Source organism: Nitrosospira sp. CT, assembly GCF_059489795.1.
This window is the reverse complement of record NZ_JCAHZJ010000066.1, coordinates 101,237-117,267: the sequence shown is the minus strand read 5'-3', so window position 1 is coordinate 117,267 and position 16,031 is coordinate 101,237. Positions and strand designations below refer to the sequence as shown.

Below are 16,031 nucleotides of genomic sequence, written 5' to 3'. Positions count from 1 at the left end.
GGTGCAGTGCGTCACATCGTTTTGAGGAATTCAATCAATGCGCGTTTATCGCTATCTCCGAGTCCCGGCCGCCCTTCGTCTCCCGGCAGGTAATCGGTTCCAAAATAGTGACCCCGGTTGACCACGAAGTCCGGACATTTGCTCACGCCGATGAGGGGATCGACCAGGTCAGAATAGACCTTGCGTAATTCCGCATCCGTGATCCGATCGGGTGTTACCTTGGCGGCGATCAAATCCCCCAGATGACCTTTGAGTGTCTTCAGCAGCGTCTTGACTTCGTCGCCTCTCTTATCGAGGTCCAGGTTGGACAGAAGGCTGACGGGCGTGCCCTCCGGTATGGGTCCCAGATTCAGCACTCCGTCATGGATCGGCAATCTGACGTACCAGGGCAGGTAACCTTCCGGTATCAGCAGCCAGCTTCTTGCCCAGGTTCGGTCGATAATGCCCGGCAATTCCTTGCCCGACCGGGTGACATAAGTGCGGCTTTCGCAGCTTGTTCGTTCCTGAGCCCCATAATTCTTTTCTGCATAGTAACCACCCCCGTACAGGTCTTCCTGGTCGCAGTAGCGTTTTTCCGGCCAGAGCAATTGCTCTATTCCGCTATAAAAGGATTTCATTCTGTCTTCAACAGTGCCTGAGGGATAGAATTTGCCCAGGGTGTTATTCAACAGGAAGGGCGCCGAGGACCAGAGACTCGCAAGCGAAGGCGGCCGGATATACCCGCGGCCACCACCAGGCATGGGATAGGAGCGCGGCTCCCGTGTTACGGGATGGTGAATCAGCGCGCTCCCGACGGGAGGCAGTTCCTTGTACGAGGTGGAGGAAAAATTATCCCAGGTATCGCCCTTGAGCGCGTTGGTTGCAAGGGAAGCGCAAATATTCGTTTCAAGGAGGGTGACAGGAACACGCAACTCGGTAGAAAGATAATTGTCAGCAAGGAAATCCTCCTTCAGAACGATTTCTTTCATCTCCTGCCTGAATTCGTCGGTCTTTGTCCAGTTCCAGTACTGGTTCCAGCAGTTCAGATAATCAGGCCCGACGCAACCGTTATTGGGGAAAAATTTCACCGCTTTCTCCGGCAGCTTGCTGGAGTGACAGCCGGCACAATTCTCCGCAAATACTTCCTTGCCGCGTTTCAGGGTGGCCGCATCAGCGGTCAGATGACGCTCGCCTCCCGGCGCTTCCGCCAGATAATCCGGCCGGCTGGCTGCGAGGAAAAACAGCGATGTATCCAGAGTCTGGTTTTCCGTTGCCCGCCAATAGCTGGAATTCTTGTTGGCAGTGGCGATCGGGAACGGCGTGAATGGCTTGCCACCGATCAGTGGATTGATATGCTGAAGCCACTCCTCGCTGAAAAGTCCGATATTTACGAAAACGCGGTTAAAGGCGCCGAGCGCGCCCACGGAATCCGCTCCATCCTTGAGCACTCGTGGGGTGAACACTGTGCCCGATTTTTCGAAGAACCTTCGCAGCGGACTTTCGGAAGATATCTCCCGATAATCATTAAACTGCTTATTGTTCAGCTCGTCGCCCGTCAGTTGCTCCCTGCCGGAGCGCAACGCATTCTTCATCCGTGCGCCCAGGTTATATACCCCATTCATGCTGCGCGGATTGTTCATGTAGTCCGTTGAAATGAGCGAGGTATCCAGGGCGCCGGGGCGATTGGTGCTGAGGAACTGATAGGCGAAGCTGTTCTTGTCGGCTTCGTAGGCGAATATCCGGTCGAACCAGAAATATTGTGCGCCGGGATTGGAATTAAGATTGGCCCATTGCGGGTTCTCCGGATCCTTCGGCGGATTGGAAGGGTTCGGGCCTACGTGGCAGAATCCGCACGACATCCCGATCCGGTAGGGCTTCACCAGGTTGGCATCGTTGTAGTAGGACGGATCGGTATAATATCTTTCCGGGTCCCAGCGCTTTTTTGCGGCTTCATCGAAATCGGGATTGGGGAACAATCGCAATCCTACAATCCCGCTCGCATATCCATAGTAGGACCCGATTGGCACCGTCTTGCCGCGCGCCCCGATCTTTACGCCCGGGTATTTCTCTTCATTCTCGAACGGGTCGCGTGCGCAATTCGGATCGCGCACGTCGAGATACAGGCCGAAGCGGTCCGCGCGTCCCAATGAATTGCCTTGTGCATCCACATTTTTCCTGAAGCACGGTTCATTGACAAGACCGAACCAGTACCACCGGTTATCCCGGCTATATCCCGGATTTTTCATGAGGTGCGGATGATTTGAAAGGACTTTCAGGAGATCGAAGCTGCCCTGGCTGTTGATATTGAGATGGTCCCAGAACTTGTCATCGCCACCTGTCCACACTATCCAGTTATTCCGGCCCCTGACGATGGCTTTTACAGCTTCTTCCGGAGCGCCGGAAATACCGGGAACAAACGGTTCCAGCGTGGCGACAACCTTCTGCGGGTCTTGGCTGATCCCATAGTCCATGTCCTTGAAGTAATCTTCGTCCGCGCCGGGGAAGCTCTCTGCTGATCGATTCACGCATTGTGCCTCGTCCTTCACTGCTCCGGCCTTCGCAAACGGACCTTCAATACATTCGGCTGCAATCCAGGGCGGGCGCTTATAGGCACAGCCGATAAGCAATGTAGTCAATCCCATTGCGATGAGAGTGATGGCAACTCTTTTGGACTTCATGTGGCAGCCCTCCTGGGAGAAATCATATATTATTGGTTTTTGCCGGTGCCCGGAAAAAGCATCTTCCAGTAATGGAAGGGCGGTTTCTTTTTACAACGACGTCGAGTCGTAGACGTACCCCAGATCTTCCGTATCCACCAGATCATCGTACGATTCCCCCCACGGATCCATGATGCGGTCAGACCCGCTCAGGTTGGGTTCCGCTGATGGATTTGCCTGTTGCCAGATATGCCACAAGCGGTCCACTTCACAGTGATGAAGCCAGAAAATGGGATCCGTGGGGGACGACATCGTATTGTTCATGATGCCGCCCACCCAGGCATGACCATGATTGTGAGCGGGAAGGCTCGTTCCGTCCGGTCTCCGGCCCCAGCCCTCGATTCCATAGGTGAATTTCGTGTAATCATTCTCATTGTTCAGACCGGTATCCTGGATCGAGAACTGGTTAACGATGATATCCACATCTGACGCGTCGGCCTTTTGGGGTGGCGACGCATTTTTGCGCGAGGGTGGCGGCGTTCCCGTATCCGGATCGTTTGCAGGCAGAAAACTGTTCAGCCAAGCGGGGAAGGGGTCTTCCCAACGCCAATAGGGGACCGCGAGTTTTTCATTGGAGTCAGGGCGGAGAACAGCGTCAACACGCTGCAATTCCCGCTCGAACTCGACGAGATAACGGCGGTGCCAGCCCAGAAAACGGTAAAGGCCTGTCTCGCCCATCATGCCATGCATGTCATGCGACATGTCCATATGAAACTGGACCAGTTCGAGGTATTTGCCTTCCTCTACCAGACGAACAATCGCATTGCGGAATGCCTCCCGGTTTTCCGGCGAAAGGTCCGCCTGATTCTGGCGAGTGACTGGTGCGCCCGGGGGTTTGGGCGCGAAGGCAGCTGCTCCGCCAAGCAGGGGTTTTACGAGTTTCTTATGGATATCCTTAAGCAATTCCAGCTTGTCCAGCGGAAAACCGAGAGCGAGAACTTCATCGAAGGTTTTGGGGTGAAGGTGCTTGCCGGTCTCATGCGAATGGTTCATTTTTTTGCTCCTGACAAAGGGTTGACGGAGTTTAGGAAAGCAAGCGGGCAATATGACTCCCGCTCGATGCCCAATACGCCTTACACACAGTAACTATAGTACATGGCGGTTGATCCGCTCGATTTTTCGGAGCTTGGCTGTGGTTTGTCTGTGCTTGGATGGGAGGGAATCGAGAGTTCTGTGTCCAGGCGTTTCGTTTCAAAAAACCTGCCGCTTTTACGGCCGTCGATGGCAAGGGACGCGCTGCAAGTCTTACCCTACATTTAAAATGGGCAGCGCACGGCAGCGTCGCGGATCGGAGCGAATAGTGGTCTGAACTTAGGGGATGAGCCGGGTGGGATGTTGGGGGAAAGTTCTACTTCTAAGCTGTCTCCTTGACAGAGAAGGCTTTACTGACACCAGCTCCCCCACCATTCATAGAAGACGTGGAAGAATAACCTCTACCTCACTACGGCAGAGAATGTGCAAATCTGAAGGGAGAAATGTTAAATGAAGGATGAGAATCTTTAGGGGTGTAAGCGATGGAATGATAAAGGATCATCGTTGATTGTTTCTACATACACCTCCTTAACATTGAATGCATACGCGTTGCCCCAAGCAAAGGGATGACCGATGGGAAGGGGGTACTCGCCACTCAAACGTGATACTTCAGTGTAAAGCGGGGACAGTAAACTTCACGTACGGAAGAGGAAGATGATAATAGTTATGGAACGTACGGTAGCGAACAATTAACGCTAAAACTTAGGACTATTGTTAGACGTATCCATACAGCCAATCGGCCGAAAATCACCTGATTTTGTCGTCGAGTTCATCATGAGCGTCATTACCACGTCAACCAAACACATATACATTATTCTGTCGTTTCTCGTGCTAGCCTCCTGTGGGCATTTGCATAAGGTCCACCAAGAATCATTTCGCTATCTTGTTGACCCATCTATCGTCCCGTCGCAACCTGAGCTTCCAGGACTTAACCGCGGGGCTCCACGTAAGGTGGCAGTACTCGTAGGACCTACCGGGCTCAAAGATGAATTCGTTGCGAATGAAGTGGTTTATCGGCCAAAGAATTCACAAGATTTGCAATCCTTTCTTACGACCTACGGTGGGACGGTGTTGCGCGACGGAAAACCCTTCATGCTCCCCGAAGTTGCGGCGACAAGTCCAGTACGCCCCTCCTCAAGCGGATGGTATCTGATCAGGATCGATCCGCAACGATCAGAACTGGGCGATCTGACTCGCAATATGGGGGAGGGCGGCTCACGTGGATTGCATGTATTTTCATCTGATGAAGCGGCTCGGCTCGGCGCACTACTGGCGAGAGAAAAACTTCGTAACGGACGTATAGTCGGACCCAACATGCTGATGCACCTCGATAGGGTGGAGGAGCATCCGAACGTTGGGGGCGGCTTTCTGGATGCTGAAAGCTGGTGGTGGATGTCAGAAGACGACGATCCGAATACGCCTGGCGATCAAGGCCTCTCGGTGGGAGTTATTCGTGCCTGGCGATACCTTAGCTATAAAGGAGTTCCCTCACCTGGTGTCTGGACCCCACCTATTGTTGCCATCATAGACAGTGGATTCGACGTGGACGTAAGGGGAAGACCGATCAACGCGCAGCCTGACTTTTTTCCTTCCCGTCCCATTCAAATGGATTTGGTTGATTTCGACCTCAGCGCGGACGGTCCACCATCAGGTGATTGGCATGGACAACACGTCGCTGCTGTTGCGACCGCGGTCCCTGCTAACCGCTTCGGTGGAGCAGGGACCGGCGGATCGATCGCCCGGCCCATGCTAATCCGTACAGACATAACAAGCTTTATGGTGGCCGATGCCATCAGGTCCGCGACTATTAACGGCGCGCAGGTCATCAATGTCAGCCTCAGCGGTTGGTGCCAGGTGGCTAATATTCTATGCGGCATTTGGCCCGAAGGGGACGATATATTTGCGAGTATGGAAAGCGCGGCACTCTTTGCGGCGAGTAGCGGGGTAGTCATCGTCGCCTCCGCTGGAAACGCTGGAAACGATCTCAGTAATCAAAGGCTGCGTCTGATTCCCTGCGAAACGCCTACTGTAATCTGCGTAGGCGGGATCGATCGAAATGGCGACAATTTATATAATTATGGTTCCCCTGTTGATATTTGGGCCCCCAGCAATATTGCCTCGACAGTAATCCCACCGCGAGTCGGGAGCGAAGGGATTACCGCAGTATGCTGTTTCGGCGGCACAAGCGCATCCGCCCCGTTCGTCTCGGGCATTGTGGCGCTGATGAAGGCACTTGCTCCATCGCTGCCTTGGTTTCGGGTTGACCAATATTTAAAAGAAACTGCTAACTCCAGCCGAGATCCGAACGTGCGAGGTTATATAGACGCCTTTCGCGCTGTCGAGCGCGTTCGCCGAAATATGCCGCCCTCTATCACGATCAATATCCCCCGGGACGGCGCGACCATTCCATATAACCAAAGCAAGTTCTTTCATGCAAGGGTAACGGATCCAGAACGGGGCAACGATTTTCTAGGTACCGTGGTTTTCATGTCTGATCGTGACGGGGAGCTTTGTCGAACCTCGGGGTATGCAACTGGTTGCCAAGCCCCGGTCCTCAGCCTGGGAGATCATGTGATCTCAGCGACCGCTACAGATCAATTTGACGGCACAGCTACTGCTGCCCCGATTGCTGTGACAGTTATCAATCAAATTCCTATCGCGACTATTGCCCTGCCGAGCGACGGTGCAACATTTTTTGCAGATCAGACGATCAACTTTCGTGGTAGTGGATTTGATTGGGACGAACCGATTCCACCGGCAAATTTAACCTGGGCCTCCAGCCTCAATGGTCCTCTAGGATCGGGCCAGGAAATTCAAACCCCACTAAATATCGGAACTCATATCATTACTTTAACGGCGACGGATTCGACGGGCCAGATCGGGCAAGACAGCATTTCGCTGACGGTCGAAGCAGCAGCCGGTCATCCTACTGCCCGTATTCTGGCACCGGCGACTAACACTAATGTCGCTCCCGGCGAGAACATTACGTTTCAGGGTGAAGGCACTGACCCTCAAGAGGGACCTCTACCGGACTCGGGCATGTCATGGTACTCACATATTGATGGATTTCTCGGAATGGGCAGAACACTCACTAAAGCGCTCAGCGGACCTCAAGTTCCATGCGACCCCGAGCTTCTCCCCCATACGATTACACTGAAGGTACGAGACGCCGACGGCAATGAGGCAACGCATTCCATTAGAGTATCAGTCGGACGTATATGCTAGGTATATGCATAGAGGAGATAGAGGTGCACGTTGTTGCCCAGGGGGCAGAAGGTGCTGTGGCAGTTGTGCGAGCGGGGAATGCGATGACGTATGCGTAGGTCCCGGATAATCCTGCCCGTGATTTATGACTGTATAGATATACTTTCAGTTGCATCTTTAACATTCTACTGACGGACAGGAGGAATCATGAGTCAGGCTACAGGATGGTCAGCAAACTTTGACTTTGGGGAGGCGCTAAAAGACGCGGTACGAAAATTACCGCCAGAAGATACTGATAGTCCCCTTGGGTATACGGTCATAGTAACAAAAATAGAGGGTAATTTTACCAGAGGGATTGTGCCGCCGCATTTAGAAGTCACTGTTCAAACAGGAAGATACGATCAACAATCAACCGGAAGGAGAATTGAAATGGCTAATGGTGCAGCTACCCCACAAAGGGAGCCGAATGAATACACCCTGCAAGGAGAAAATAAGGAGATCACCTTTGCGACAACAAGCTTTCCGGGGGAACCCGTACTCACTTATAAGGATGAGGACGGCGAGAGCCGCACTTTTCGTGGAGATGAGATAGATATAACCCAGCCTAAAATCAGTAAACTAGTCACGGTTTTGATCGAGCAAGTTCCGGATTCACACGTCGTTTTCCTGACCCTGCTGTTACCAACGATTTATCTGCCAGAGGAAGAGAGGGAATTCCCAATTGAGACAACAGCGATAATCACCACTAGGCAAACTCCTTTTGCCGGGCCTGGAGGCACTGGTAACGGGTTGCAGGTCGAGACGTACGAAACGCTAAAACTTAGAGGGACTGCTCGCCTCATTATCACATAGACATGAAATTACGTACTTTTCACCGTAGGGTACTGGAGTGATTGATACTGGAAAATTTTAAATAATGACACGTTATTTTGAATGAGCAGATGGACTATTTCTGTTAGTGAGTCAGTCCTAAGCTGATAAAGGAGATTGAAAATGAGCAATGCCAGGTTTTAATGCAGAAGCATCAATATACAAGGCTTGGAGCTATACTGCGGCTCCAAGCTACTAGCAAGATGGAGGGTTCCATCGTTACCTTGGGCGCTGATTGCGCCAACGTCTCGACCCACCCCAGTGCACCGATGACTGTACTAGAAGCGGGTGGCCTTGGCGGAGATTAAGGTGTGAACGTACGTGCTGTAGGCACACCTCTCAGATACGGTAGGCTGTGGAATCACCCAATTTGACGGCCCATGTGGTGGTAGGCCAAGACGTCCTCCGCCACGAGTGGTACCAAGGAATCACCGCTGATCGATGAGCGATATTTTAGGTTGGCTGTGACGGCCTCCTTGAAACCCTTTATGCTGAGTGTCGGGAAATTGGAGGGCGTAGAGCGGTGCGCGGTCCTATGCCCATTCCATGTGGAATTTAAAAGAGGCTCGTAGGCTGTTCTCATTTCTGTACCGGGCTAGGTACTTGTCCATCCTCAGGTTAACCAGCGCCCTTTCATTTCAAGGTCTGGATGCCCACAGAGAGCGGGGTAATGTGCTCCATATGACGACGTGGGCAGTCAACTAAAGCGGTACGAGGTAGATGGATGTGACCAAAGGGATGCCTCTACCTAGTCACCAAGAAATCGACATATTAGAGCATGAACTTTAACCCATGAAAGGAGGTATATCATTGGAGTTGCCCTTATTAAACCGGACAGGATGCGGTTAGTAACTGGCTGCGGATGAATTGTCTGGGCGGCTTCATCTTGAGCCCCTTGTGAGGATGGTATTCATTGTAATCCTCGAACCATTGGTCAAGCTGTGCCATGACTGTTTTTGCATCGGGCCGATCGTGGACATAGACATAGTCCCGCTTGAAGGTTTTGACGAAGGCTTCGGCCATGCCGTTGGATTCTGGGCTTCTGATGGGAGTAAAACAGCTGATAAAGCCCAGATCCCTGGCAAAAGCAGTAGTTTCCCTGGCGGTATAGCAACTGCCATTGTCGCTTAGCCATTCCACCACGTGCGGGAGCCTGGAGACCGACCCAAAACGCTGCTCGATGGATTCGACCATCAGATCACGCACCATCTCCCCGGTAATGCCGCCGGTGGTGGCAACATGACTGATGATTTCCCGATCACAGCAATCCAGGAAGAAGGCAATGCGCACCACCTGCCCATTCAAGCAGGGAATCTCAAAGCCATCCGAGCACCAGCGCAAATTGGAACGCAAGGTAACGACCTTCATGAGACAGCACGCGCTGTCTACCCGTATACCGGGTCAGCAGCAGCCCATTCTGGCGCATGATGCGATAGACGCGTTTATGATTGCCGGCAGACTTGCCCAAGGTGTCCAGCTTCCGGTTAAGCAGGGCGCAAATCCTTCTGTATCCGTAGGTCCCGGTAATCTACAAGTTCGCGGATCAAGGGCAAAAGCCAGGCGTCGTCAGCCTTGTTGTAGCGGCAGCGAGCAGGCTTTGCCTGCGGCTTCATCCGTTCCACAAGATGGGAGCGCGCCACACCCAGAGCCCTTGCAACCGCTTTCATAGGGAACCATCCTCTGGCAGCAAGGGCATGCGCGAGATCAGTTTTTTTCATGGGCAAGCTTCACCGCTTCCGTGAGAATCTCGTTCTCCAGGGTTTTCTTGCCCAGCACCCGCTCAAGCTCCCGAATCCGCTTTTTCAACTCCCGTACCTCGGCGCGGACACTACCGCATCGTCGCCACGTACCGCTTCCTGTCCTCCCTCAGCCATGAGCTTCCTCCAGCGAAATAACAAGCTTGGAGCAATACCATATTTTCGTGCCACATACGAGACACTCATCCCCGGCAAGCGCGATTCCTCAACAGCTTTTAATTTCTCACCCAGGCTCCAGCGCCTGCGGCGCCCAACCCCGGTGACGACTTCAATGCGATCAGAACCAGAAGCACTATGCATAGCACCAGGCATACGCCTATCTCCTGTCATCAGTGCATCCGTGTCCGGTTGAATTGGGGGCTAGTCCAATCATGAACATACCAGGATTTACTGCCGATACTTCGATATATACGACAGGTGAGCATTATCGCGGTAATGTATATTTGGGAGTGAATAGTGGAGCCGTAGTGCCACAACAACTGAGTTTAAATTGTCTCGGTGAATGCTTTTCTGCTTGCAGAGAGCTTGGGCTTGGTAGGGAATGCAGGTTAGATTGCCTAATTGGGTGCCGCTTCTGAAGACCCTGTGAATGTTTTTAAAAATGTAATAATGAAATCCAGAGAATTTGTTAGGACTTGCTATTCTAAGGAAAAACCATACGGAAACAGCGAAAAAGAGGGAATTGCCCCTATTAAGCTGAGTAGGATGCGGTGTCTCCGTCGACCACCCCGGCTTATGTGGTGGGGGCGGAGTGCTTCAGGCTTATTTTCTACAGTGAAAGCAGCAATTTCCGTACAAGGAGTGGACCCTAGAAAACCCGAGTGCACTATCTTCTAGCGGTAGCTTTCCTACTCCGTCTTTTAGCGCCTCCCCAAAGTCAAAATTTGATGACCATCCTGTAGCTTGCGTCATGTTCCCACCTCTCCCTAGATATAATCAATTTGCTACAACTCGTGCGACAACACTTTCCATTTTCCGGCGTTGGGTTGTTCGGTGGGAATTGATATGTTAGCGAAATAATGCCGTATACGAACCTTAAAATGAAATAGGAGGTATGAAATGAATACCACAAATATGCCAGGGTTTACGGCATATAGATCAGTTTATAGAGGAAGGATTTACTGGAAAAATTGAGCTGCGCCACGAATAAAAACGGAACTCTGACTCCTCTAAGAATGATGGAAGATTGTGTCTGCCCTGTTACACCCCAAAATGGAGCGATGTGCTGGTAGTAGCGCCTGTTGATCATTAAATACGGCAAGCGTTTGTCCTCGTCTTGCAGCAAATACAATGAATCCGGTACTCGACCCGAAAGGAGGCTCAGAGTAAGAACGAATCCATCAAGGCCATGGCCCGAAGACCGTTTTCCCCGAGGCCAATGCCAAGAATCAACAAAAGGACGCCCACCTGATAAAAATTCACATTGACTAATTGGGGATCGGATATATGATGAAATAGGTGGGTTAAGCGGAGGCGCCTGAGTCTGAGTGGGGGGCCAATTTCTGATGGGCAGGATTGATCGGTAGTCCTGGCTTTTGAAGAGCGGGACGTGAGGCGAGCAACCGGAGAAAACCTTATTCGAGTTTGGAAGAGCTGCTACAACGAGTCCGGGATGCGATAGGAGTAGCCGAATCGCGTGTGCGGTGCCGGTCGGGGTTAATAAAGAATGCGTAACAGGAGATAGGGAGGTAATAATGGCTTACGATATTCAGCAGGTGATCAATATGTCGCAAGACGAGCTCGATAAATTGTTTTCTTCCGGGGAAGTCGGCGAGATACCGGACGGTGAAGCAAAGGGCACCGCTATTATCGCGCCCGGCACGCCTTACAACTATGCGATCGCTCAGGTCATCAATTTTTTTGCCTGGCAGGGAAAGATTTTTGATGCCAAGACAAGTACCTTGAAGAACGAAATTTCACCTTTTGGCTTTCGCGCGATCATCGCCAAGGTGTACAAGGACGATAGCTGGTTCGACCACAAGCCATGCATTGTTCTCGATTATTCGGAAACGTCCACAGTTGCCCAACGGATCCGTGACGAAATCCGCAAGGTGGCGGACAAGCAATATCTGGGGAAGGTTTACTGGGGCAACAAGCACCTTATAGACTTCTTCCTGCAGTTCTGAGTTATCTGAGTGATTCCGCCACACTCCGCTTTCAGGCATTCGGGTTGAATGTTTGAGGCTTCAAAACAGGTTTGCGGTTATCGGAACTCCGTCGTTTCACGATGGCGGCTGTTTCACTGACGGGCTCAGCTTATACTTCGCAATCGGGGGGCAGGAAAGCCGGTTGAGCAGAAAAACAAGAAGTCGTATAAATATCTAGTGAGATAAAAAGCCATGACACCTCAATCCAGCTTCATGATTGTTGCGGCTGTACGTGACGGACAGTTGAAAGACCTGCGCGCCTTACTGGCTTCGATGAATAACCTGCCCGGTCATGCTGACCCCGATAATGAGCTGATTCCATTCAGGAAGTTTGATCGCGTGCATTTTGCGCGTTTCGTGATCATAGAAGCAAGAACCGCACAGGAAATTAGAGAATTCGGTGTAACGCCAAGACCGTGGCGACCCACACTCGCCTTTCTTGGCGATATCGACGGGGATATGCAGACTTTTTTTCTGGAACTGATTGAGCGTGCAGAGCCAGGTCTAAAAAAAATCTTTTCTCATTGCGAAGGTTTTTCTGAAGAAGACCAAGACTTGCTGGGCTGGATGAAGGCAAACAATATAAATGCCAGCGCCACCTATGTTAACTGGATTGGTCGGACGGTCAGGCAGATCCATGAAGAAGCAGCGCTACATCGAAGTTTGTCCATCTATCTGCAGAAAACTGCTGACGATGTGGGCCGGGAAAACGTTCGTGCTTTACGGCAAAAGCTGTTGTCTTATGTCGAAATGGAAAAATACAAAGGCACGCTTACGTTAACCCCGGCAGAACCCACACCCCCCGAATGGAAAATGCGCAATCTTCTGCATATGATCGGGGTTCCATTGATCCTGCTTCTTCTATCCCCGCTATTACTGGTTATTGCACTTATCTTTGCGCTACGTTTAAGAATGCTTGAACGCTCTGACCCTGAGCTCTTCATCCGGCCCAGCCGTGAACATTTGGCAGAGCTTACAGTGCAGGAAGATCAGGATGTCAGTAATCAGTATAGTGTGTTCGGTGACGTGAAACCTGGGGTGGTCCGCCTGCTGACTTTCAAATTCATACTCCTGCTGACCGACTATTTTGCCAGGCACATATACAACCACGGATTTCTCGCCCGAATAAAAACGATTCACTTTGCCCGCTGGGTGTTCATGGACAATAACCATAGAGTTTTTTTCGCCAGTAATTATGATGGCAGCCATGAAAGCTATATGGATGATTTTATCAATAAGGTTGGCTGGGGCCTCAATCTTACCTTCACTAATGGTGTCGGCTACCCCACCACTCAGTGGATCATCAAGGAAGGCGCAAACCGGGAGCATGCCTTCAAATATACGCAAAGGCGACATCAAATACCTACCGAGGTTTGGTATAAGGCGTACCCGGGATTGACAGCCGTTGATCTCGCGCGAAACAGCCGTATCCGGCAAGGCGTGGAAATTCGGCAATCCAATGATGCGGAAATCCGTGAATGGCTCAGCCTGATCTGAGGAGCATGGAAATGAAAGAATCAAGCGACTTTGAATTCGATGATCTTCAGGGGCTGCTGCGCTTTGGGTATGGGAAGCTGACGGATACCTCTTTTATGTTGCTGAATATCGTAAATGCCGATCTGGCCAAAAAATGGCTGGAGACAGCACCCATCAGCAGCGCCATCACGCAGGATCCTCCGCCAGACACGGCACTGCAGATTGCCTTTTCCGTGGAGGGTCTGCGCGCCCTGGGACTGGAGGAATCCATTGTCGAGGGCTTTTCCGATGAGTTCATCGTAGGTATGGCAGGAGATGAAAGCCGCTCCCGCCGCTTGGGTGATGTCGGCAACAATGCGCCGCAACAGTGGAAATGGGGAGGCAATGCGGCACAGGTTCCGCATGTCCTGTTACTGCTTTACGCCACGAAAGGAGGTATCACTGCCTGGCAAAAAACCATAGAAGGTGAATATTTCTCAGGCGCATTTCAGTTGCTGCAGGAATTACCTACGCTTTATATCGGTGACATCGAGCCTTTCGGATTCCCGGATAGCATCAGCCAGCCAACCGTGGACTGGATGCAGCGGCAAAGCACGGATACCCACGAGCGCGATCGTTATTCCAACTTGCTGGCTCCTGGAGAAATCGTGCTTGGCTATCGCAATGAATATGGGCAGTACACTGCGCGGCCGCTCATCGATTCCCGGAAAGACCAGCTTGCAACCGTGCTGCCCAGCGCCGAGGATGATCCCCCCCTCAAGGATTTCGGCCGTAATGGGACATATCTGGTGCTTCGTCAACTGAGCCAGGATGTTCCGGGCTTTTGGCAGTTTCTTGACAAGGTGTCGGATCACATACCGGAAAAACGCGAGCAGCTTGCCGCTGCCATGGTGGGTAGGGAACTCGATGGCACGCCTTTGGTTCCGGCACACATTCCAGGTATCTCGCGCAAAGAATATGAGAACGATTTTACCTACGACCAGGACTCAAAGGGGAACTATTGCCCGCTCGGCGCTCATGTGCGCCGATCCAATCCGCGTACAGGCGATTTGCCTACGAGTGCATGTGGTCCCTTAGACCGGTTGATCAAAATACTGGGTTTTGGTCAAAGGCCGGATGAAGATCTGGTCGCCTCTTCCCGTTTTCATCGTTTGCTGCGGCGTGGTCGCTCTTATGGGCCGGCGCTTGCACCGAAAGATGCCATCAAACCCCAGGCACCTGTTGCCGAACGGGGAATACAGTTTATCTGCCTGGTAGGCAACATATCGCGGCAATTCGAGTTTGTTCAGAATGCATGGACCATGAACAGTAAATTCGATGGCGTGCAAAATGAAAAAGATCCAATGCTGGGGAATCGCGAACCCTTGATGAGCGGTGAGAGCACCGATCATTTTAATTCTCCCGATCCATCGGGGCCGATGCGGACAACCTGTCATCTGCCGCAGTTTGTTACCACCCTTGGTGGCGGATACTTTTTTATGCCGGGGCTGCGCGCACTCAAATACATTTCCGCCTTACCTGCTAACAGGACTGGTAGCCCATCATGACAAAGATAAAGAACCGGATACTGAAGGCTATTCACAATTTTCTGATTCTGCTGCTACGGATCGAGCGCCGGCTGGAACCCTGGTTCCGCGCCCAGTGGGATTATCTCTTCCGTGAACCCAGCGCGAAGTTTATTCAGTACTTGATCAATCGTCGGCGCAAGAACGAAGGTCTGCAACTGGCTGAAGAAAAATTCTATCCGGATGAAGAAGAAAGCCTGAACAAGATTATCGACCTCATGATGGATCAGATGCGCGGCCGTTTCAAACCGGGAGGGTATGAGCGGGGTGGCAATACAAAAACACACGGCATTGTGCGTGCCACGGTAACCATCCGGGACGATTTGCCGGAACATTGCCGCAAGGGTATTTTTGCCAATCCCCGCACCTATCCTGCCTATGTGCGTTATTCCGGGCCAGGACCGAACGTGCCTGCCGATATCAATGATGTCGGTTTCATGAGCATGGCGGTGAAAATCATGGGTGTTCCGGGCGAAAAACTCATGAGCGAGGAAAAATTCACGCAGGATTTCATAACGACCAGTGGCGGCGCGACGTTCGTCACACCCAACACGCGGGAAAATGCCAAGCTGCAATACTGGAGCCTGGTGGATATGACGCTTTATTATTTTCTCAATCCCAAGGATTCCCACCTGCTTGACTTCTTCATGCAGAGCCTGTGGAATGAAACTCAATATAATCCGTTGGGGCAGCGTTACTGGAGCTGCACTCCCTATCTGCTGGGTGAAGGACAGGCCATGATGTATTCATTCGTACCGAAAACGACAGATGTTGAAACCCATATTCCTGGCCTGCCATTTGGCACCCCGCCGTTTAATTATCTGCGGGAGAACATGATCAAGACCTTGAATGAGAAGGATGTCGAGTTTGATCTTATGATTCAACTCCAGACGGACCCTCATCTGATGCCTATTGAAGATAGTTCGGTACGGTGGCCGGAACAGCTTTCCCCGTTTATTCCTGCTGCCACGGTTCATATCCCGAAACAGAAATTTGATTCCGATGCGCAGTTTGAGTTTGCCAAGCGGCTGAAAATGAATCCTTGGCATTGCCTGCCTGAACACAGGCCGTTAGGCAACCTGAATCGGGCACGCTTCAGAATGTATTATGAGCTATCCAAATTCCGGCAGGAGATGAATGAAACCACCCATCTTGAACCAACCGGGGATGAGATATTCGACTAATGATCCGGCCAGAAAGCACTATGAATCCCCTTGTTCCGGGCTTGCCCGGAATCCAGCAAACCGGAATTCGCCAAACCAGTAATGGCGTGCTTTGAACGTC

The 16,031-nt window shown here is 51.7% G+C and carries 8 protein-coding genes and 1 pseudogene; 6 read left to right on the top strand and 3 right to left on the bottom strand.

From position 1 onward, the window contains the following. Positions 1–11: 11 nt before the first annotated feature. Both AC52W5_RS12015 and AC52W5_RS12010 read right to left on the bottom strand, forming a co-directional pair. Positions 12–2,657 carry a c-type cytochrome gene (locus tag AC52W5_RS12015; protein ID WP_495671157.1) on the bottom strand — a complete coding sequence of 882 codons (2,646 nt, stop codon included), beginning with the start codon at positions 2,655–2,657 and terminating at the stop codon, positions 12–14. A gap of 90 nt (positions 2,658–2,747) precedes the next feature. After that, on the bottom strand, positions 2,748–3,689 hold the full coding sequence (locus AC52W5_RS12010) for a tyrosinase family protein (RefSeq protein ID WP_495671156.1): 942 nt from the start codon (positions 3,687–3,689) through the stop codon (positions 2,748–2,750). 813 nt (positions 3,690–4,502) lie between these two features. On the opposite strand from AC52W5_RS12010, the gene AC52W5_RS12005 reads away from it, so the two are divergent. Then, entirely contained in the window at positions 4,503–6,953 is a 2,451-nt protein-coding gene (locus AC52W5_RS12005; RefSeq protein ID WP_495671155.1) for a S8 family peptidase, read from the top strand. A gap of 186 nt (positions 6,954–7,139) precedes the next feature. Continuing rightward, a complete protein-coding gene (locus AC52W5_RS12000) occupies positions 7,140–7,784 on the top strand; it encodes a hypothetical protein (RefSeq protein ID WP_495671154.1) in 645 nt (214 codons plus the stop codon). A gap of 843 nt (positions 7,785–8,627) precedes the next feature. On the opposite strand, the pseudogene AC52W5_RS11995 reads toward AC52W5_RS12000, so the two are convergent. After that, positions 8,628–9,871, bottom strand: a pseudogene (locus AC52W5_RS11995) (IS3 family transposase). Between the two features lie 1,382 nt (positions 9,872–11,253). Between AC52W5_RS11995 and AC52W5_RS11990 the strand changes: the two are divergent. The 4 genes from AC52W5_RS11990 to AC52W5_RS11975 all read left to right on the top strand — a co-directional run bounded on the left by AC52W5_RS11990 (position 11,254) and on the right by AC52W5_RS11975 (position 15,931). Then, entirely contained in the window at positions 11,254–11,685 is a 432-nt protein-coding gene (locus AC52W5_RS11990; RefSeq protein ID WP_074744536.1) for a hypothetical protein, read from the top strand. A gap of 213 nt (positions 11,686–11,898) precedes the next feature. Further along, positions 11,899–13,203, top strand: coding sequence for a hypothetical protein (locus tag AC52W5_RS11985; protein WP_074972361.1), 1,305 nt, complete (start codon positions 11,899–11,901; stop codon positions 13,201–13,203). Between the two features lie 11 nt (positions 13,204–13,214). Next, positions 13,215–14,729: a Dyp-type peroxidase gene (locus AC52W5_RS11980; protein WP_495671153.1), complete on the top strand. Its 1,515-nt coding sequence runs from the start codon at positions 13,215–13,217 to the stop codon at positions 14,727–14,729. Continuing rightward, positions 14,726–15,931 carry a catalase family protein gene (locus tag AC52W5_RS11975; RefSeq protein WP_074972359.1) on the top strand — a complete coding sequence of 402 codons (1,206 nt, stop codon included), beginning with the start codon at positions 14,726–14,728 and terminating at the stop codon, positions 15,929–15,931. Before AC52W5_RS11980 ends, AC52W5_RS11975 begins: the two co-directional genes overlap by 4 nt. Positions 15,932–16,031 lie beyond the last annotated feature (100 nt).